Source organism: Rhodococcus sp. P14, assembly GCF_000256505.1.
Lineage (GTDB): Bacteria > Actinomycetota > Actinomycetes > Mycobacteriales > Mycobacteriaceae > Rhodococcus > Rhodococcus ruber.
The window spans coordinates 1-19690 of the sequence record NZ_AJFC01000278.1 but is presented as its reverse complement, the minus strand read 5'-3'; the positions used below and the strand labels follow the sequence as shown (position 1 = coordinate 19690).

Below are 19690 nucleotides of genomic sequence, written 5' to 3'. Positions count from 1 at the left end.
GGGGGGGGGGGGGGGGGGGGGAGCCGATGCGGCGGGACCACTCCGAAGCCGGTGCCGATCTCGGCGGCGAGATCGCCGGCCGCGTCGGCGCCCTGGCTGTAGCCGACGAGCGCGAACCGCGCCTCGGGGCACGCGGCCGCCGTCGCGGCGACGATGCCGCGGGCATTGTCGACGGCCTGCTGCCGCGACACACCGTAGACCTCGCCCTCCCACGGGAACGCCGTCGCGGCGTACCGGACGTAGTCGACCCGGGCCCCGGGAGGAAGATTGGAGGTGACCGCCGCGAGCATGCCGTTGCCTCGCTGCGGTGCAGGCGTGTTCGACGTTTCCCACGTGCCCGGCACGGCGACGACCTGGAGCTTCGGGCACCCGGCCGGATCGGCCTGGACCGCGGGAGCCGTCACCGCCGACCCCACTACGGTGGCCGCGGCGACCGCTACCAGCGTCAACACACTTCTCAGCCCCACCGCAGCCCCCTGAGGTCTCCTGCCGATCTCGACGTCGTCACGAAATGATGCACATGCAATATGACACAGAGATGAACGAGACGGGAGACCCCCTTTACTCCCGCAGGACGGTCACCGCTCCCCCGCCGATGTTGGTGACGAACACGTTCCCCGCCCCGTAGTCGACGGCCGTCCCCACGGTGCCGCGGTCGACGACTCGTTGCAGCTGCCCCGGACGGTCCACGACGGTCACCGCCGAGGCGCCGATGTTGGTGACGAAGACGTTGCCGGTCAAAGGATCCGTGACCACGACACCGGGAGGCAGCACCTCCGGCGGCAGCGGACCGGCCGCCGCATCGTGGTCCGCGACCGTCACGTGGCCGGCGCCGATGTTCGTCACGTAGACACCGTCCGTACCGGCGTCGAGCGTGAGTTCCGGGGTGAGATGCGCGAGCGGCGAGGCCGCCGGGCTCGGCGCGGACGGCGGGGGGCCCGCCAGGACCCGATCGCGGTCGACGGTGACCGTACCGACGCCGAGATTGGTGACCGCGACGTTGCCGTTACCGCCGTCCACACGCATCTCCACCGGCGCGCCGGACGGCGCCGCAGCGGCGGCCGGGTGCGGTGGAACGGACACGGACACGGCACCCGGCCCCAGGTTGGTGATGCACGAATTACCCGCTCCCCCATCGACTCCGAGAAGTCGCAGGCCGTCGTACCCGGCCACCGGCGGCGCCTGCGGAACGCCGTCGACGGTCACGGCACCGCCGACGTTGCGCACACATTCGCCGGGGACCTGCGCCCCCGCTGGGGCGGCACTCAGGGCCGCCACGGTCCCGGCGCCGAGGATGCCCGCCGCAAGTGATCGTCTCGTGATGCGGTGACCCCTGCGCATCGTGATGCGGTGACCCATGCGCACGACCATAACGCGCGAACCGTCCCGAACGGACGAAACGGGAAGGGCGCGCCCACCGGATTTCCGGCGGGCGCGCCCCGCGCGCTCAGCGCTGTCGCAATCCAGCGCTCAGCGCTGCCACATTCGAGCGCTCAGCGCTGCCACATTCGAGCGCTCAGCGCTGCCACATTCGAGCGCTCAGCGCTGCGGCATCGTGGTGGTGGTGATCGGCGAAGGGAGCACCGTCGCACCCTCGAGGTATTGATCGACCGCCGCGGCGCAGGAACGACCCTCCGCGATGGCCCACACGATGAGCGACTGGCCGCGGCCCATGTCACCGGCGACGAAGACGCCGTCGACGTTGGTGGCCCATTCCTTGGAGCGGGCGACGTTGCCGCGCTCGTTGAGGTCCACGCCCAGGTCGGTGAGCAGGCCCGGCTTCTCGGGGCCGACGAAGCCCATGGCCAGGAGCACCAGGTCGGCTTCGAGCTCGAAGTCGGTCCCCTCGACCTTCTCGAAGCGGCCGTTCACCATCTTCACCTCGTGCGCCTTCAGGGCGGCGACCTTGCCGTCCTTGCCGACGAACTGCTCGGTGTTGACGGAGAACACGCGCTCGCCGCCCTCCTCGTGCGCGGAGGACACCCGGTACATCAGCGGGTAGGTCGGCCACGGCGTCGATTCGGCGCGCTCCTCCGGGGGGCGCGGCATGATCTCGAACTGGTGCACGCTGGCCGCGCCCTGACGGTGCGAGGTGCCGAGGCAGTCGGCGCCGGTGTCACCGCCACCGATGATGACGACCTTCTTGCCCTTCGCCGTGATGGTCGGCTCCGGCAGGTCGCCGAGCTGCACCCGGTTGGCGATCGGCAGGAACTCCATCGCCTGGTGGATGCCGTCCAGCTCACGCCCGGGAATCGGCAGGTCGCGGGCCTCGGTGGCGCCACCGGCGAGCACGACCGCGTCGAACTGCTCCCGCAGCTGATCGGCAGTGATGTCGACACCGACGTTCACGCCCGTCTCGAAGACGGTGCCCTCGGCCTCCATCTGCGCCAGACGGCGATCGATGACGGCCTTCTCCATCTTGAACTCGGGGATGCCGTAGCGCAGCAGACCACCGATGCGGTCCTCGCGCTCGAACACGGTCACCGAGTGGCCGGCGCGGGTGAGCTGCTGCGCCGCAGCCAGACCCGCCGGGCCGGAGCCCACGACCGCGACCTTGCGGCCCGTCAGCTTCGACGGCATGACCGGTGCGACCCAGCCCTCGTCGAAGGCCTTCTCGATGAGTTCGACCTCGACCTGCTTGATGGTCACCGGGTCCTGGTTGATGCCCAGGACGCAGGAGGCCTCACACGGCGCGGGGCACAGCCGGCCGGTGAACTCCGGGAAGTTGTTGGTGGCGTGCAGGCGTTCGATGCCGTCGTTCCACTTGCCCTTGTAGGCCAGGTCGTTCCACTCGGGAATCAGGTTTCCGAGGGGGCAACCGTTGTGGCAGAACGGGATACCGCAGTCCATGCAGCGGCTGGCCTGGACCTGGAGGGTGTCGAGCGGGAACGGCTCGTACACCTCCTTCCAGTCGAGCAGCCGCAGCGGAACGGGCCGGCGAACCGGCGTCTCCCGCGAGCCGTGCTTGAGGAAGCCGCTTGGATCACCCACGAGCCGCCTCCATGATCGCCTCGTCCACGTTCGCGCCTCGAATCTCGGCGTCCTTGATAGCCATGAGTACCTTCTTGTAATCGCGAGGCATGACCTTCGCGAAGTGGCTGACCTGCTGCGACCAGTCGGCCAGGATGCGGGCTGCAACCTCGGAGCCCGTTTCGTCACGATGGCGCTCGATGGCGCCCTTGAGCCAGAGGAAGTCCTCGCCCTCGAGGTCCTCGAGATCGACCAGCTCGGTGTTCAGGTTCGCCTCGAAATCGCGGTCCGGGTTGTACACGAACGCGACACCGCCGGACATGCCGGCGCCGAAGTTGCGGCCGGTCTTGCCCAGGATGACGACCTTGCCGCCGGTCATGTACTCGCAGCCGTGGTCGCCGACGCCTTCGACGACGGCCGTGGCACCCGAGTTGCGCACCGCGAACCGCTCACCCGCCACGCCGCGGATGAGGGCCTCGCCACTGGTGGCGCCGAACAGGATCACGTTGCCGGCGACGATGTTGTCCTCGGCGACGAAGCCCGGCGCCGCGTTGAGCGGCGGGCGGACGACGATCCGGCCGCCGGACAGGCCCTTGCCGACGAAGTCGTTGGCGTCGCCGAACAGCCGCAGCGTGATGCCCTTGGGCACGAACGCGCCGAAGCTGTTGCCGGCCGAACCGGTGAACGTGATGTCGATCGTGTTGTCCGGCAAGCCTTCCCCGCCGTACACCTTGGTGAGCTCGTGGCCGAGCATGGTGCCGACGGTGCGGTTGACGTTGGCGATCTTGGTCTCGATCGTCACCGGCGTACCCGACTCGAGAGCCGGCCGCGCCTGGGTGATGAGCTCGTTGTCGAGTGCCTTGTCCAGCGCGTGGTCCTGTTCCTTGGTGCAGTGCAGGTCCTGCTCGCAGAAGATCGGCGAACGGGTCTGCTCGAGCAGCGGCGACAGGTCCAGCTTCGAGGCACGGTAGTGGTCGACGGCCTTGGTGGTGTCGAGCATGTCGACGCGCCCGATGGCCTCGTCGAGGGAACGGAAGCCCAGCTCGGCCAGGTATTCGCGCACCTCTTCGGCGATGTAGAGCATGAAGTTCTCGACGAACTCCGGCTTGCCGGTGAAGCGCTTGCGCAGCACCGGATTCTGCGTCGCCACACCCACCGGGCAGGTGTCGAGATGGCACACGCGCATCATGATGCAACCGGACACCACCAGCGGAGCGGTGGCGAAGCCGAACTCCTCACCGCCGAGCAGGGCGGCGACGACGACGTCGCGGCCGGTCTTCATCTGCCCGTCCACCTGCACGACGATGCGGTCGCGCAGACCGTTGAGCAGCAGCGTCTGCTGCGTCTCGGCGAGACCGAGCTCCCACGGCGCACCCGCGTGCTTGAGCGAGGTCAGGGGGGACGCGCCGGTGCCGCCGTCGTGACCGGAGATCAGCACCACATCGGCGTGCGCCTTCGACACACCCGCCGCGACGGTGCCGACACCGATCTCGGAGACCAGCTTCACGTGGATGCGGGCCTGCGGGTTGGCGTTCTTCAGGTCGTGGATCAGCTGCGCGAGATCCTCGATCGAGTAGATGTCGTGGTGCGGCGGGGGCGAGATCAGGCCCACACCCGGCGTCGAGCCACGCACCTCGGCGACCCACGGGTACACCTTGTGCGGCGGCAGCTGCCCGCCCTCACCCGGCTTGGCGCCCTGCGCCATCTTGATCTGGATGTCGGTGCAGTTGGTCAGGTAGTGCGCGGTGACACCGAACCGGCCGGAGGCGACCTGCTTGATCGCCGAGCGCCGCCAGTCGCCGTTCTCGTCCGGGGTGAAGCGGTCCGGATGTTCGCCGCCCTCACCGGAGTTCGAGCGGCCGCCGAGACGGTTCATCGCGATCGCGAGGGTCTCGTGCGCCTCCGCGGAGATCGAGCCGTAGCTCATCGCGCCCGTGGAGAACCGCTTGACGATCTCGCTGGCCGGCTCGACCTCCTCGAGCGGCACCGCCGGGCGCTCTCCCGTGCGGAACTCGAACAGGCCGCGCAGCGACGCGAGCCGCTCCGACTGGTCGTCGACGAGCTGGGTGTACTCCTTGAAGATCGAGTACTGCCCGGTGCGGGTGGCGTGCTGGAGCTTGAACACCGTGTCCGGGTTGAACAGGTGGTACTCGCCCTCGCGGCGCCACTGGTACTCGCCGCCGACCTCGAGCTCGCGGTGGGCGTGCTCGGAGGGACGGTCCATGAAGGCGAGCGAGTGCCGGGCGGCGACGTCCTGCGCGATCTCGTCGAGGCCGATGCCGCCGAGCTGCGACTGCATCCCGGTGAAGTACTCGTCGACGATCTCCTGCGAGAGGCCGATCACCTGGAAGAGCTGGGCACCGGTGTAGGAGGCGAGGGTGGAGATGCCCATCTTGGACATCACCTTGAGCACGCCCTTCGACGCGGCCTTGATGTAGTTCGCGAGGGCCTTGTCGAGGGTGATGCCGTCCGGCAGGTCGCCGTTCTGCAGCAGCTCGTCGATGGTCTCGAAGGCCATGTACGGGTTCACCACGGCCGCACCGAAACCGCACAGCGCGGCGATGTGGTGCACCTCGCGGGCGTCGCCGGCCTCGACCAGCAGCCCCACCTTGGTGCGGGTCTTCTCGCGGACGAGATGGTGGTGCACCGCCGAGGTGAGCAGCAGCGACGGGATCGGCGCGAGGTTCTCGTCGGACTCCCGGTCCGAGAGCACGATCAGGCGAGCGCCCCCGTCGATGGCCTCGGAGACCTGGCCGCGGATGTTCTCGAGCGCGCGGCGCAGGCCCTCGCCGCCCTCGGCGACGGGGTACAGACCGCGGATGATGACGCTGTTGAAGCCGGGGAACTGCCCGTCGTCGTTGACGTGGATCAGCTTCTGCAGGTCGTCGTTGTCGATGACCGGGGCCGAGATCAGGATCTGCCGGCACGATTCGGCGGTGGGGTTCAGCAGGTCGCCCTCGGGGCCGAGCATGCCGCCGAGGCTGGTGACGACCTCTTCCCGGATCGCGTCGAGTGGCGGGTTGGTGACCTGCGCGAACAACTGCGAGAAGTAGTCGAACAGCATGCGCGGACGCGAGGAGAGCACCGCGATGGGAGTGTCGGTGCCCATCGAACCGAGCGCCTCACCGCCCGTCGCCGCCATCGGCTTGACGAGGAGGTGGACCTCTTCGTTCGTGTAGCCGAACACCTGCTGGCGCAGCACGACCCGCTCGTGGGACATGTAGGTGTACTTGCTCTCGGGCAGATCCTCGAGCCGCGCGATGCCCTGGTCGATCCACTCCTGGTAGGGGTGCTCGGCGGCGAGGGCGCTCTTGATCTCCTCGTCGTCGATGATGCGGCCCTGCGAGGTGTCGACGAGGAACATGCGGCCGGGCTGCATGCGCAGCTTGCGCACGACCTTCTGCGGCTCGATGTCGAGCACGCCCACCTCGGAGGCCATGACGACGAGGCCGTCCTCGGTGACCCACACCCGCGACGGGCGCAGGCCGTTGCGGTCGAGGACGGCGCCGACGACGGTGCCGTCGGTGAAGCACACCGACGCCGGGCCGTCCCACGGCTCCATCAGGGCAGCGTGGTACTCGTAGAACGCGCGGCGGGCCGGGTCCATGGACTCGTGCCGCTCCCACGCCTCGGGGATCATCATGAGCACGGCGTGCGGCAGGCTGCGGCCGCCGAGGTGCAGGAGCTCGAGCACCTCGTCGAAGCGGGCGGTGTCGGACGCACCCTCGGTGCAGACCGGGAAGATCTTGTCGAGCTTCTCCCGGCCGCCGAACACGTCGGAATCGATGAGCGCCTCGCGGGCACGCATCCAGTTGGCGTTGCCGGTGACGGTGTTGATCTCGCCGTTGTGGGCGACGCGGCGGAACGGGTGCGCGAGCGGCCACGACGGGAAGGTGTTGGTGGAGAAGCGCGAGTGCACCAGGCCCAGTGCCGACTCGACGCGCTCGTCCTGCAGATCGCGGTAGAAGCCCTCGAGCTGCGGCGTGGTGAGCATGCCCTTGTAGACGAAGGTCGACGCCGACAGGCTGGGGAAGTACACCGTCTCGCTGCCGGGGCCGTCCTGGCCGGCGCCCTCGCTGCCGAGCTCGTGCTCGGTGCGCTTGCGGACCACATAGGCCCGGCGCTCGAGGTCGAGACCGCCGAGGGTGCGGTCGGGCGAGGTGAGGAAGATCTGACGGAAGCTCGGCATGGCCTGCTTCGCCAGCGTGCCCAGGTCGGAGGGGTCGACGGGAACCTCGCGCCAGCCGAGGACCTGCAGGCCCTCCTCGGCGACGATCGCGTCGACGGCGGCGACGGCCTCGTCGGCGGCCTTCTCGTCCTGGGGCAGGAACGCGATACCGGTGGCGTAGAAGCCGGCGGGCGGCAGGTCGAAGTCGACGACCTCACGGAAGTAGCGGTCCGGAACCTGGATGAGGATGCCGGCACCGTCACCGGTGTTGGACTCGGAGCCCGCGGCACCGCGGTGCTCGAGGTTCACCAGCGCGGTGATCGCCTTCTCCACGATGTCCCGGCTGCGGCGACCATGCATGTCGACGACGAATGCGACACCGCAGGCGTCGTGCTCGTTCGCCGGGTGGTAGAGCCCTTGCGGCCCGGGAAGATGCTTCATACCTAGCCTTCGTTGCGTTTGATTGCAGCGACGACCAGCAGCGCTGATGGCCATCTACTTGCGTGAGCAAGTACCGACACGTGGTGGATCGGCACCGATCACCGTTCAGTATCCGCCCTTCCGCGACGATGCGGGTGCCATTTTTCGGCAGCTCGGGCCGGATCTCCCGGTCGGCTTGGACGTCGTGTGTCCACCGTGTTGCGTACAACGATATGTCAGCCGCCCGGGGACGACGCAACCAAGGCTATCCTATCCATCCCTAACAGCCCGGTGACCACCCGTTAACACCCGGTTGACGCACGACGACGCGGCGCTCAGCGTCACCGCAGCGCGCGCACCAGCCGGCGAAGGTCCTCGCGCGGGTCGGAGTCCGCATCCTCCGAGGTCAGACGGTGCAGGATCATCCCGTCGAGGTGGTCGGCGAGCATGCGTGCCCCGCCGACCGGATCCGCGGAGCCGAGAGCGGCGAGCACCGTGAGCCCCGTGCCCTGCAGTTCGTCGCGCCGGCGCTGCACGGACCGTCGCAGCGCCGGGGAGGCGCTGGCCTCGACGAACAGTGCGAACCGGGCCCGGGTACGCAGCGCATCGGGACCTGTCGCGAACATCACGTACCCCGCGAGCACGTCGACGAGTTCGTCCTCGGTGCGCGGGAGGTTTCCGCCCCCCAGGACGGCGATGTCGGACCGGTCGCGCTCGACGAGACGGTCGAGGACGCCCTCGAGCAGAGCCCGGCGCGTGCGGAAGTAGTTCGACGTGGAACCGGCCGGCACGCCGGCGGCCGCGTCCACGCCGCGATGGGTGAGCCCGCGCAACCCCTCCCGGCCGAGCAGTTCGATCGCGGCGTCGAGCACCGCGGCGCGTTTGTCGGTCACCCCTCGACACTACAACAGTAGTGACAAGACACTACATACGTAGTAGATTGTCGTCATGACCAGGAGCAACAGCGGCAAGGCCGCGGTCCTCGGCGGCGGAATCGGTGGGCTCACCGCAGCGAACGCACTCGTCCGGCGGGGCTGGCACGTCGACGTCTTCGAGCGTTCCCCCGCGTTGCCGGCGACCGGAACAGCGCTCGGGATGTGGCCGGCCGCGCTCGACGCTCTCGCCTCGGCCGGGCTCGCCGGCGCCGTCGAGCGACTCGGCGTCGCCCTGGACCGCGGTGCGATCGTGCGGCCCGACGGACGTCCGCTGGCGCGGATGCGCACCCGGCGGCCCGCCGTACTGCTCTCGCGGCCGGCGCTGCTGGGCCTGCTCGCCGCGGGCCTGCCCGACGAGGTGCTGCGGCTCGGCCGGGCCGCCCCGCCCCTGACCGAGCTCGGCGCCTACGACGTCGTGATCGGCGCGGACGGTCTGGGCAGCCCGACCCGCGACGCCCTCTTCGGCCCGGGCCACCGGCCCGTCCACGCAGGCCTCGCGGCCTGGCGCGGCTGGGTCGACGGCACCGTGGACACCGCGACCGAAACATGGGGCGCGGGCGCACTCTTCGGGATCACTCCCCGCGAGGGCGGCCTGGTCAACTGGTTCGCCGCGGTCCGCGCGCCCGTCGGCACCACCGGCGGCGCCGACGACCTCGTCGCCCGGTTCGGCGACTGGCATCCGGCCGTGCGCGACGTACTCGACCGCCTCGACCCCGCAACCGTGCTCCACCACGAGATCTACCAGTCCCCGCCGTTGCCGTCGTACGTGCGCGGCAACGTCGCGCTGCTCGGCGACGCCGCCCACGCCATGACGCCCAACCTCGGCCGCGGCGCCTGCGAGGCGATCGTCGACGCGGCCACCCTCGCGGGGCTGCTCGCCCGGTTCGAGGTGCCCGAAGCGCTCGGCCGCTACGACCGGGCGCGGCGTCGGACCACCCGGCTCCTCGTGCGGGCGTCGTACGCGGCGAGCCGGGTGGCGACGGCCGAACGCGGGACAGCCCTGCGCGACGCGGTGCTGCGGCTCGCGCCGCAACGGGCGTGACAGTCCACCGACATTCCGATATCGCTTTGTGACACAATACTTTTCGGAGAATCCTCCCGGTCCGGTGCGGACGGCCGGCTCGGGCAGAGTTCACCGAACCCGCCCCACGGCACTGCCCGCACCCGTACCCTTCGCGCCATGAGCCCGGACCTCGAGGGGCACGGCGGCGACCACGCCGCCGCGGTGGCCCGCGCCCACGGTGTCGAGACGATGTTCACCCTCTCCGGCGCGCACGTGTTCCCGCTGTACGACGCCGCGGTCAAGGGCGCGGCACGCATGCGGCTGATCGACGTGCGGCACGAGCAGACGGCGGTGTTCGCCGCGGAGGCCACGGGCAAGCTCCTCCGGCATCCCGGGCTGGCCGTGCTCACCGCCGGGCCCGGGGTGACGAACGGTGTCAGTGCCGTCACCCAGGCGTACTTCGCGGGGTCACCGCTGGTCGTGCTCGGCGGCCGCGCACCCAACGCCCGCTGGGGCACGGGCAGCCTGCAGGAACTCGACCAGCCGCCGCTGCTGTCCACCGTCACCAAGCTGTCCGAGACGGCGAAGACGCTGGACCGTGTGGGTCCGCTGGTCGACGAGGCGTTCAGGGCGGCCCGCGCGTCGCACCGGGGGCCGGCATTCGTGGACGTGCCGATGGACGAACTGTTCGGACGTGCCACGCTGCCGCTGCCGTCGCCGCCGGTCGCGGTCCGGCTCGAGCCCGACACGGACTCACAGGCGGAGATCGCCACCCTGCTCGCCGGGGCGCAGCGGCCGCTGCTCGTGCTGGGCACCGACGTGTGGGCCGATCACGCCGAGGAGGCGGCGCTGCGATTCGTCGACGAGGTCGGGATCCCGGTGATCACCAACGGCATGGGCCGCGGCGTGGTCCCCGGTGGACACCCGCTGCTCGTCACCAAGGCTCGCGGCACCGCGGTAGGGACCTGCGATCTGGCGATCGTCGTGGGCACGCCGCTGGACTTCCGCCTCGGCTACGGCCGGTTCGGTGGACGCGACGGCGCACCCGCGGCCCGGGTGGTGCACGTGGCCGACGAACCGGCGCAGGTGTCGGCACACGCCGAACTCGCCGCCTCGGTGTCCGGCGATCTCACGGCCTGCCTCGACGGCATCCTCTCGGCGCTGCCCTCACGTCCGGACACGGAGACCTGGGTGCGACGCCTGCGCGAGGAGGCGACGGCCGCGGCCCAGCGCGACGCCGCCCTCCTGGCCGCCGACACCGACCCGATCCACCCGGCCCGGATCTACGGGGAACTGCTGCCGCGACTGGCCGACGACGCCGTGATCATCGGCGACGGCGGCGACTTCGTGTCGTTCGCGGGCAAGTTCGTCGAACCGAGACGGCCCGGCCAGTGGCTCGATCCCGGGCCGTACGGATGCCTCGGCGCCGGGCTCGGCGCGGCCGTCGCGGCGCGCGTGGCACGGCCGGCGAGTCAGGTGGTGCTGTTGCTCGGCGACGGCGCGGCCGGGCTGTCCCTGATGGACCTCGACACCCTGGTGCGGCACGAACTTCCCGTGGTGATCGTGGTGGGGAACAACTCGGCGTGGGGACTGGAGAAGGGTCCGATGCAGCTGCTGTACGGCTACGACGTGGCCGCCGACCTGGCGCCGGGCACGCGGTACGACCTGGTGGCGACGGCGCTCGGGGCGGGCGGCGAGCTGGTGACGGATCCGCGGGAACTCGGCCCGGCCCTGGACCGGGCGTTCGCGTCCGGGGTGCCGTACCTGGTGAACGTGCTGACGGACGTCACAGCGGCGTACCCGCGGGGGACCACCGGAATCTGAGCGCGGGCGAAACCTGCCGGGCTGTGGACAACTTCGGGGTTGTCCACAACGGCGGTGAGCGGGCGGATTCCGCGTCCAGCGGGAGGTTGTCGTCGAACCCACTCGGCCGACGCCGCGAGATCCTCCCGCTCGGCTCACGGCAGGCTGCGGGGCGTCTCGCGGGTCAGTCGACATCCCCGTCCCACGGGAACGTGACAACCCCACAAATAACAACTGACCGCAGCGAGTAAATCAGCTGCGGTCAGCGGTATCGAAAGGGTAACAGGCAGTTGTTAGGGTACGGAAACAAAAGTTCCGTGAAGTGAGTCACAGCGGGTTTGACCCTGTTCCCCAGCGGGAACCATCGCCCGAAGCGGTTGCGCAGAGACGTCCGTCACGTGGCGACTTGTTGAACACTCAACAGACTGGGAAAACGTCCCGAATCGGGCACAACAGACCATGCATCCTGCATGTAATCCGTCCGGGGATGCCAGACTGCTCGCCATGAGCACGACCCGCACTGCACATCGCACGACAACCCCGTCCTCGCCCCACGGCGCGACGAGCCTCACGGATCTCGCGGCCACCGCCGACGAGCACACCGTCGCCGACGTCCACCAGGGACAGGTGTTCCTCGGCATCCTCCATCGCGAGAACGACAGCGTCACCGCGGCACTCGCCACCGCCGAGACCTGCGCGCGGATCGAACGCGGCAGCGGCTCCGTCGCCGCAGCACAGCGGTACGAGGCGGAGGTCCGGAAGTTGCGCGAGACCCAGCGGGAGCTGCACTGCATGATTGCGAACCTGCGGACGCGCTTCGCGACGGCCGGCTCCTGAACCGAACGCACCGAGCGACCGGAGAACGACTCGGGCCCCCGATCCGCAAGGATCGGGGGCCCGATGTGGTGGGCGAAGGGGGACTTGAACCCCCACGTCCCGAAGGACACTGGCACCTGAAGCCAGCGCGTCTGCCATTCCGCCACTCGCCCGAGCGACTGGAAAACAGTAACACACCCCCTCGGCGAACAACGATTCGCCTGCGCAGAGGCCCTTTCCGGGCGATGCGCCGGACCGCGGCGGCGGGGGCGCCCCCTCCACCGGGCCGGATCGGACGAAAAGTCGATACCATGCAGAAGCGAGCTCTGCATTGCGACACGCAGACCGGAAAGGGGGTCGCCGTGGGTATCGCGCAGCGATTCGAACGCAAGCTGCAGGCTGCCGTCAGCGACGTGTTCGCGCGCGTCTTCGGTGGCGGCGTCGTTCCGCAGGAAGTGGAGGCCGCGCTCCAACGCGAGGCCACGGACGGCGTCCAGCAGCTCGACCGGGGCCACACGCTGGCTCCCAACCGGTACGTGATCACGATCAGCGAATCCGATCACGAAGCCCTCGCCGCGGATCGGGACTTGACGGTGAAGGCGTTCGCGCGTCACCTTGAGGACTTCATCCGCGAGCAGGGGTGGCAGACCTACGGTCAGATCCAGGTCGGATTCGAGTCGTCGGCGGCGCTGCACACCGGGCAGTTCCGCACGCACGGGTCGGTCGACCCCGACGTCGGGCGCGCCCCGGCCTCACGGACACCGCACCACCGTTCAACCGTGACCCCCGACCCAGGAGTTGGCTCGATGACGCAGAACCCAGGCTACGACCCAAGCCGTGACCCCGCCGAGAGCGCCGAGCCGCAGTACGCGCGGAACGGTCACGCGCACGTAGGCCAGGATCAGCGCTACCAGCAGGGCCAGCGGAACGGCGGGGCGTATCCCTCCGCGCAGGCACCGTACGGCGGTGAGCAGGGCGGCTACGACGCCGGCGGATACGACCAGCAGGGCTACGGCGCGCCCGGCGGGCACGAGGAGCGGGGCTACGGCGAAGACCGAGGTTACGGCGGCTACTCCGGACAGGCGTACAGCCAGGACTACGGGCGCGACTACTCCCCGCAGTACCCGTCCCAGCAGGCCTACGGCGACGACCGCTACCAGGGCGGATACGCCCAGCCCGGTGGTTACGACCAGGGCTACCCGGATCAGGGGTACGGCCAGCAGGGCTATGCCGGACAGGGCTACCCCGACCAGGGGTATGCGGATCCGGGTTACGGCCAGCAGGGCTACCCCGAGCAGGGGTACGCAGACCAGGGCTACGGTGCCGGCGCGTACCAGCCCCCGCAGGCCGGCCGGGTGCTGACCGCGACGCTCCAGCTCGAGGACGGCAGCGGACGCTACTACCAGCTCCGGGAGGGCAGCAACATCGTCGGACGTGGGCAGGACGCCCAGTTCCGGCTGCCGGACACCGGCGTCTCCCGCCGCCACATCGACATCCGCTGGGACGGGCAGGTGGCCATGCTCTCGGATCTCGGCTCGACCAACGGCACCACCGTCAACGGTGCATCCGTGCAGGACTGGCAGCTCGCCGACGGCGACGTGATCCGGGCGGGTCACTCGGAGATCCTGGTGCGCATTCTCTGAGCGCCGAGGACCGAGACCCGATCGGAACCGGCCCGAGACCCATCCGACGCGTCGGCAACGCGCCGGACGATGCGTCTCGTCGCCCGGGGTCCGTATTGTGGGTGACCGCAGCGCACCGGACGACACCGCACCGGGCCGATACGCAGAAGGAGGGCGAGCCGTGCAGGGGCTGATTCTGCAGCTGACCCGGGCGGGGTTCCTGCTCCTGCTGTGGTTGTTCATCTGGGCGATCCTGCGCACGCTGCGGTCGGACATCTACGCCGGTGCCGCACGTCCGGTCCCGCGCTACTCGCCGCGCAACCAGTCGGTGCTGCCGTCGCTGGGCCGGGGCAAGTCGGCGAAGTACCTGGTGGTGACCCAGGGCGCGCTCGCAGGCACCCGCATCACGCTCGGTTCCCAACCGGTCCTGATCGGCCGGGCCGACGACTCGACCCTCGTCCTCACCGACGACTACGCCTCCACCCGGCACGCCCGCCTGTCGCCCCGCGGGTCGGACTGGTACGTCGAGGATCTGGGCTCGACCAACGGCACGTATCTGGACCGCGCCAAGGTCACCACCGCCGTCCGCGTACCCCTGGGCACTCCTGTCCGGGTCGGGAAGACCGTGATCGAGCTCCGCCCGTGACCCTTGTACTGCGATACGCCGCCCGGAGCGACCGTGGCCTGGTTCGTTCCAACAACGAAGATTCCGTGTACGCGGGGGCCCGCCTGCTCGCCCTCGCCGACGGCATGGGCGGTCACGCCGCCGGAGAAGTCGCCTCGCAGCTGATGATCGCGGCGCTCGCCCACCTCGACGACGACGAACCCGGCGGGGACCTGCTCGGCAAGCTCGCCGCCGCCGTGCGCGAGGGCAACGCCGCCATCGCGGATCAGGTCGAGGAGGAACCCGAACTCGACGGCATGGGCACCACGCTCACCGCCATCCTCTTCGCCGGCAGCAAACTCGGCCTCGCCCACATCGGCGATTCGCGCGCCTACCTGCTGCGCGACGGCCAGCTGACCCAGATCACCCGCGACGACACCTTCGTGCAGTCCCTCGTCGACGAGGGGCGCATCACGCCCGAGCAGGCGCACAGCCACCCACAGCGCTCGCTCATCATGCGTGCCCTCACCGGCAGCGAGGTCGAACCGACCCTCACCGTGCGCGAGGCACGCGCCGGCGACCGCTACCTCATCTGCTCCGACGGCCTGTCCGACGTCGTCAGCGACGAGACCATCGCCGACACCATGAGCGAAGGCACGCACGACGAGTGCGCCGATCGGCTCATCGAACTCGCCCTGCGCAGCGGCGGCCCCGACAACGTCACCGTCGTCGTCGCCGACGTCATCGATCTCGACTACGGCCAGAGCCATCCGATCGTCGCCGGCGCCGCGTCGGGGGACGACGAGGACACCCCGCCGCCGAACACCGCCGCGGGCCGCGCCGCCGCGATGCGTCCGCCGCGCGCCACGCCCAAGCGTGTCGTCGCGCAGAAGGATCCCGAGCCCGCGCGCAGACGCAGCCGGATGTGGTGGCCGCTCGTCTCGATCGTGGTGCTCGGGCTGCTCGTCGCGGGTGCGGCCGTGGGCCGGACGATGATCCGCAGCTACTACTACGTCGGCGACGACGACGGCCGCGTCACGGTGCTGCGCGGCGTGCCCGGCAGCGTCCTCGGCTACTCCCTGCAGGAACAGTCCCTCGTCGGCTGTCTCGCGGACGACGGAACCTTGACCCTGACCTCCCCGCAGGAGGCGGACTGCCGCGTCATGCTGGTCGACGATCTGCAGCCGGCGGCCCGCGAACAGGTGCGGGCGGGCCTGCCGTCGGGGTCTCTCGACGACGCGCGCACGCAGATGAACCGGCTCGCGGAGAACGACCTGCTCCCGGTGTGCGTCGAGGAACAGCCGGCTCCCGAGCCCGCACCGGCGCCGGCGCCCCCACCGGCTCCCGCGCCGGCCCCGACGGCCGCTCCCGCGTCGGAACCCGCACCCCCCGCCGAGACAACCGCCCCGGCCCCGGCGCCCGAGCCGACGGTCCCGCAGGTGCCGGGCCAGAACTGCCGGGTGGGCGCCTGATGTCGGTGTCCCACGCACCCGGAGCCTCCTTCCCCAGTCCCCCCGGAGGCTTCGCCCCGGCTCCCGCCGTGTCCACGCGGCGGAACACGGAGCTGCTGCTCATCGTCGCCGCCATCGCGATCACCACGGTGTCGCTGATGCTGGTCGAAGCCAGCCAGGAACAGACCCTGACCATGGACCTGGCCAAGTACGGGCTGACGTACGCGGTGCTGTTCCTCGCCGCGCACCTGGCGGTGCGCCGGTTCGCGCCCTACGCCGACCCGCTGCTGCTGCCGATCGTCGCGCTGCTCAACGGCCTGGGACTGGTCCTGATCCACCGACTCGACCTCGCCGACGAGGAGAACGCGCGCTACCTCGGTCAGCCGATCCCCTCCCCCGACGCCAACCAGCAGGTGCTGTGGACGGCGCTCGCCATCGCCGGCTTCGTCGCGGTGCTGGCGCTGCTGCACGACTACCGGCTCCTCGCCCGGTTCAGCTACACCCTGGGCCTGATCGGTCTCGTCGCGCTCGCCGTCCCGGCCCTGCTGCCGTCCCGCTTCTCCGAGGTCAACGGCGCCAAGATCTGGATCAAGCTGCCCGGATTCAGCATCCAGCCCGGCGAGTTCGCCAAGATCCTGCTCATCATCTTCTTCGCGTCCGTGCTGGTGGCCAAGCGCGACCTGTTCACCACCGCCGGCAAACACGTGCTCGGCATGGACTTCCCCCGCGCCCGCGACCTGGGCCCGATCCTCGCGGCGTGGATCCTCTCGATCGGCGTCATGGTGTTCGAGAAGGACCTCGGCACGTCGCTGCTGCTGTTCGGCACGGTGCTGGTGATGCTGTACATCGCGACCGAACGGGTGGGCTGGCTGCTCATCGGGGGCGCCCTGCTCGTCGTCGGCTTCTACTTCGCGTACCAGATGTTCGGGCACGTGCGGGTGCGCGTGGAGACCTGGCTCGACCCGCTGGCCGACTACAACAACACCGGCTACCAGATCTCGCAGTCGTTGTTCGGTCTCGCCACCGGGGGCGTCGCCGGCACCGGGCTCGGCAGCGGACGTCCCGCGCAGGTGCCGTTCGCCAAGACCGACTTCATCGTCGCCACGATCGGTGAGGAACTCGGGCTCATCGGCCTCAGCGCCATTCTCGTCCTCTTCCTGATCCTCATCACGCGGGGATTGCGCACCGCGCTCGCCGTCCGCGACAGCTTCGGCAAGCTGCTGGCCGCCGGACTGTCGTTCACCATCGCGATCCAGTTGTTCGTCGTCGTCGGCGGCGTCACCAAGCTGATCCCGCTCACCGGTCTCACCACACCGTTCATGTCCTACGGCGGCTCGTCGCTGCTGGCGAACTACCTCCTGTTGGCGCTGCTGGTGAAGATCTCCAACGCGGCCCGCGAGCCCGCCGCCCCACGCAAGAAGGCACCGCCACCGATCGCGGACGCGCCGACGGAAATGCTGGGGCGCGGATGAACACACCGCTCCGCAAAGTCGCGATGGCGGTGATGTTCATGGTCGTCGCGCTGCTTGCCAACGCCACCTACGTCCAGGTCATCAAAGCCGACGACCTGCGCACCGACCCGCGCAACTCGCGGGTGCTCATCGACGAGTACTCGCGTCAGCGCGGCCAGATCTCCGCGAGCGGACAGGTCCTGGCGGTGTCGGTCCCCACCGACAGCCGCTACAAGTACCTGCGCACGTACCCGGCCGCCCCCGAGCAGCCGATGAGTCCGCTCGCCTACGCACCGGTGACCGGGTTCTACTCGATGCAGTACGGCAGCACCGGGCTCGAGCGCACCGAGGACGAGGTGCTCAACGGGTCCGACAACCGGCTGTTCGGCCGGCGCTTCTTCGATCTGGTCTCCGGACGGGATCCTCGCGGCGGCAACGTGGTCACCACCATCGACCCGGTCATGCAGCAGGTGGCGTACGACGAACTCACCGCCAAGGGCTACACCGGCTCGGTCGTCGCCATCGAGCCCAGCACCGGTCGCATCCTGGCGATGGTGAGCACCCCGAGCTACGACCCCAACCGGCTCTCCGGCCACGACGGCGCCGCCACCTCGCAGGCGTGGGAGGAACTCAACGCCGACCCCGACAAACCGATGCTCAATCGCGCCATCTCGCAGACCTACCCGCCGGGCTCGACCTTCAAGGTCGTGGTGACCGCCGCGGCCCTCGCTGCGGGCACCACCCCCGACGACCAGTTCACCGCCGCGCCCAACATCACGCTGCCCGACACCGCGACCACCCTGGAGAACTACGGCGGCGCGACGTGCGGTGGCGGCCCCACGGCCTCCCTGCGCGAAGCCTTCGCCCGCTCCTGCAACACCGCCTTCGTCGAGATGGGCATCGAGACCGGCAAGGAGGCCCTCGCCGAGCAGGCGGAGGCTCTCGGTGTCGGGGAGTCCGTGGAGATCCCCGTCCCCGTCGCGGCGAGCACGATCGGGCCGATCCCCGACGGCGCCGCGCTGGGCCAGTCCAGCATCGGCCAGCGTGACGTCGCACTCACCCCGCTGCAGAACGCCGTGATCGCCGCCACCATCGCCAACGGCGGCGTCCGGATGCAGCCGCACCTGGTGTCCCAGCTGCAGTCGCCGGACCTGTCGGTGCTGGCGGAGACCTCACCGGTCTCGGCCGGGCAGGCCATGTCACCGCAGGTCGCGGCCACCCTGACCGACCTGATGATCGGATCCGAGAACTTCTCCGGCGGCGAGGGCAAGATTCCGGGGGTCCAGATCGCGTCGAAGACCGGCACCGCCGAGCACGGCGACGATCCCCGTAACACTCCCCCGCACACGTGGTATATCGCCTTTGCGCCTGCCCAGCAGCCCACTGTTGCCGTGGCGGTCATCGTGGAGGACGGCGGCGATCGCGCTCTCGCCGCCACGGGAGGCTCGGTTGCCGCGCCGATCGGACGTGCCGTGATCGCGGCGGGAATGCAGAGAGGCTGATTATGGCTTTGCACAGCGGCGCCATGATCGCCGACCGTTACCGGCTGCAACGGCTCATCGCCACCGGTGGCATGGGACAGGTGTGGGAAGGGCTCGACACCCGCCTCGACCGCCGGGTGGCGGTGAAGGTCCTCAAGGCCGAACTCTCCGGCGACGCGGACTTCCTGACCCGATTCCGGTTCGAGGCGCGCACCACCGCTCAGCTCAACCACCCCGGCATCGCGGGCGTGTTCGACTACGGCGAGACCACCGACGCCGAGGGACAGTCCATTGCGTACCTGGTGATGGAACTGGTGCACGGCGAACCCCTCAATGCCGTGCTCGCCCGGGTGGGCCGCCTGTCGCTGCCGCACACCCTGGACATGCTCGAACAGACCGGCCGGGCGCTGCAGGCGGCGCACGACGCCGGAGTCGTGCACCGCGACGTCAAGCCCGGGAACATCCTCATCACCCCCACCGGCCAGGTCAAGATCACCGACTTCGGCATCGCCAAGGCCGTCGACGCGTCACCGGTGACGCGCACCGGGATGGTCATGGGCACCGCCCAGTACATCGCCCCCGAGCAGGCCCTCGGCCAGGAGGCGACGTCGGCAAGCGACGTGTATTCGCTCGGCGTCGTCGGATACGAGGCCCTCGCCGGCCGGCGGCCGTTCCTCGGCGACAGCGTCGTCACCGTCGCGATGAAGCACGTGCAGGAGACCCCCGCTCCGCTGCCCACCGACCTGCCGGCGGGGGTGCGTGAGCTCATCGAGATCGCCATGACGAAGGACCCCGCGCACCGGTACACGAGCGGCGGCGAGTTCGCCGACGCCGTCGCCGCGGTGCGCTCCGGGCGATCGGTGCCGCCGCCGGGCAACGTGCCGCCGGTCACCGGTGCCACGCGGATCCTGCCGCCGGGGGTGCCGGGCACGACGTCCCCGGCTGCGACCCGCGCGCTCGGTCCGA

At 70.1% G+C, this 19690-nt stretch carries 14 protein-coding genes and 1 tRNA gene; 9 read left to right on the top strand and 6 right to left on the bottom strand.

All coding sequences use genetic code 11. The annotated features are described in order from the left end of the window. The 5 genes from OEY_RS28725 to OEY_RS0119480 form a co-directional block, all read right to left on the bottom strand. A partial coding sequence (locus tag OEY_RS28725; RefSeq protein ID WP_237713765.1) for a cutinase family protein occupies positions 1-449 on the bottom strand: 449 nt, incomplete at its 3' end. Positions 450-561: 112 nt separating this feature from the next. After that, positions 562-1359, bottom strand: a complete 798-nt coding sequence (locus tag OEY_RS0119495) for a PE-PGRS family protein (RefSeq protein ID WP_225223008.1) — start codon at positions 1357-1359, stop codon at positions 562-564. Positions 1360-1539: 180 nt separating this feature from the next. Then, positions 1540-2991 carry a glutamate synthase subunit beta gene (locus OEY_RS0119490; RefSeq protein ID WP_010595485.1) on the bottom strand — a complete coding sequence of 484 codons (1452 nt, stop codon included), beginning with the start codon at positions 2989-2991 and terminating at the stop codon, positions 1540-1542. After that, the gene (gltB, locus tag OEY_RS0119485) at positions 2984-7579 is read right to left on the bottom strand and encodes a glutamate synthase large subunit (protein ID WP_010595484.1); all 4596 of its coding nucleotides are present in this window, start codon (positions 7577-7579) and stop codon (positions 2984-2986) included. Before gltB ends, OEY_RS0119490 begins: the two co-directional genes overlap by 8 nt. A 320-nt stretch (positions 7580-7899) precedes the next feature. Continuing rightward, positions 7900-8451: a TetR/AcrR family transcriptional regulator gene (locus OEY_RS0119480; protein WP_010595483.1), complete on the bottom strand. Its 552-nt coding sequence runs from the start codon at positions 8449-8451 to the stop codon at positions 7900-7902. 55 nt (positions 8452-8506) lie between these two features. On the opposite strand from OEY_RS0119480, the gene OEY_RS0119475 reads away from it, so the two are divergent. The 3 genes from OEY_RS0119475 to OEY_RS0119465 all read left to right on the top strand — a co-directional run bounded on the left by OEY_RS0119475 (position 8507) and on the right by OEY_RS0119465 (position 12136). Continuing rightward, positions 8507-9535, top strand: coding sequence for an FAD-dependent monooxygenase (locus OEY_RS0119475; protein ID WP_010595482.1), 1029 nt, complete (start codon positions 8507-8509; stop codon positions 9533-9535). Between the two features lie 138 nt (positions 9536-9673). Further along, on the top strand, positions 9674-11320 hold the full coding sequence (locus OEY_RS0119470; RefSeq protein WP_010595481.1) for an acetolactate synthase: 1647 nt from the start codon (positions 9674-9676) through the stop codon (positions 11318-11320). A gap of 483 nt (positions 11321-11803) precedes the next feature. Next, the gene (locus tag OEY_RS0119465; protein WP_010595480.1) at positions 11804-12136 is read left to right on the top strand and encodes a hypothetical protein; all 333 of its coding nucleotides are present in this window, start codon (positions 11804-11806) and stop codon (positions 12134-12136) included. A gap of 66 nt (positions 12137-12202) precedes the next feature. Here OEY_RS0119465 and OEY_RS0119460 read toward each other — a convergent pair. After that, positions 12203-12288 (bottom strand) — tRNA-Leu (locus OEY_RS0119460). Positions 12289-12426: 138 nt separating this feature from the next. Here OEY_RS0119460 and OEY_RS0119455 point away from each other — a divergent pair. From OEY_RS0119455 to OEY_RS0119430, 6 genes are all read left to right on the top strand, one after another. After that, positions 12427-13758, top strand: a complete 1332-nt coding sequence (locus OEY_RS0119455; protein WP_010595479.1) for an FhaA domain-containing protein — start codon at positions 12427-12429, stop codon at positions 13756-13758. Positions 13759-13918: 160 nt separating this feature from the next. Continuing rightward, positions 13919-14383 carry an FHA domain-containing protein FhaB/FipA gene (locus OEY_RS0119450; RefSeq protein WP_010595478.1) on the top strand — a complete coding sequence of 155 codons (465 nt, stop codon included), beginning with the start codon at positions 13919-13921 and terminating at the stop codon, positions 14381-14383. Further along, complete coding sequence (locus tag OEY_RS0119445; RefSeq protein ID WP_026137849.1) at positions 14380-15813, top strand: PP2C family protein-serine/threonine phosphatase; 1434 nt, start codon at positions 14380-14382, stop codon at positions 15811-15813. The genes OEY_RS0119450 and OEY_RS0119445 overlap by 4 nt, the downstream gene beginning before the upstream one ends. Next, positions 15813-17264 carry an FtsW/RodA/SpoVE family cell cycle protein gene (locus OEY_RS0119440; RefSeq protein ID WP_029540118.1) on the top strand — a complete coding sequence of 484 codons (1452 nt, stop codon included), beginning with the start codon at positions 15813-15815 and terminating at the stop codon, positions 17262-17264. Before OEY_RS0119445 ends, OEY_RS0119440 begins: the two co-directional genes overlap by 1 nt. Continuing rightward, complete coding sequence (locus OEY_RS0119435; RefSeq protein ID WP_010595475.1) at positions 17261-18745, top strand: peptidoglycan D,D-transpeptidase FtsI family protein; 1485 nt, start codon at positions 17261-17263, stop codon at positions 18743-18745. The genes OEY_RS0119440 and OEY_RS0119435 overlap by 4 nt, the downstream gene beginning before the upstream one ends. A 2-nt stretch (positions 18746-18747) precedes the next feature. Continuing rightward, positions 18748-19690 (top strand): serine/threonine-protein kinase (locus OEY_RS0119430; RefSeq protein ID WP_010595474.1); only part of this gene is annotated, 943 nt, incomplete at its 3' end.

Excerpts from the sequence above, each read along its gene's own strand:
- OEY_RS0119495 (WP_225223008.1), bottom strand. The coding sequence starts at position 1,359 with ATGGGTCACCGCATCACGATGCGCAGGGGTCACCGCATCACGAGACGA.
- gltB (WP_010595484.1), bottom strand. The coding sequence starts at position 7,579 with ATGAAGCATCTTCCCGGGCCGCAAGGGCTCTACCACCCGGCGAACGAG.
- OEY_RS0119475 (WP_010595482.1), top strand. The coding sequence starts at position 8,507 with ATGACCAGGAGCAACAGCGGCAAGGCCGCGGTCCTCGGCGGCGGAATC.
- OEY_RS0119470 (WP_010595481.1), top strand. The coding sequence starts at position 9,674 with ATGAGCCCGGACCTCGAGGGGCACGGCGGCGACCACGCCGCCGCGGTG.
- OEY_RS0119465 (WP_010595480.1), top strand. The coding sequence starts at position 11,804 with ATGAGCACGACCCGCACTGCACATCGCACGACAACCCCGTCCTCGCCC.
- OEY_RS0119455 (WP_010595479.1), top strand. The coding sequence starts at position 12,427 with ATGCAGAAGCGAGCTCTGCATTGCGACACGCAGACCGGAAAGGGGGTC.
- OEY_RS0119440 (WP_029540118.1), top strand. The coding sequence starts at position 15,813 with ATGTCGGTGTCCCACGCACCCGGAGCCTCCTTCCCCAGTCCCCCCGGA.
- OEY_RS0119435 (WP_010595475.1), top strand. The coding sequence starts at position 17,261 with ATGAACACACCGCTCCGCAAAGTCGCGATGGCGGTGATGTTCATGGTC.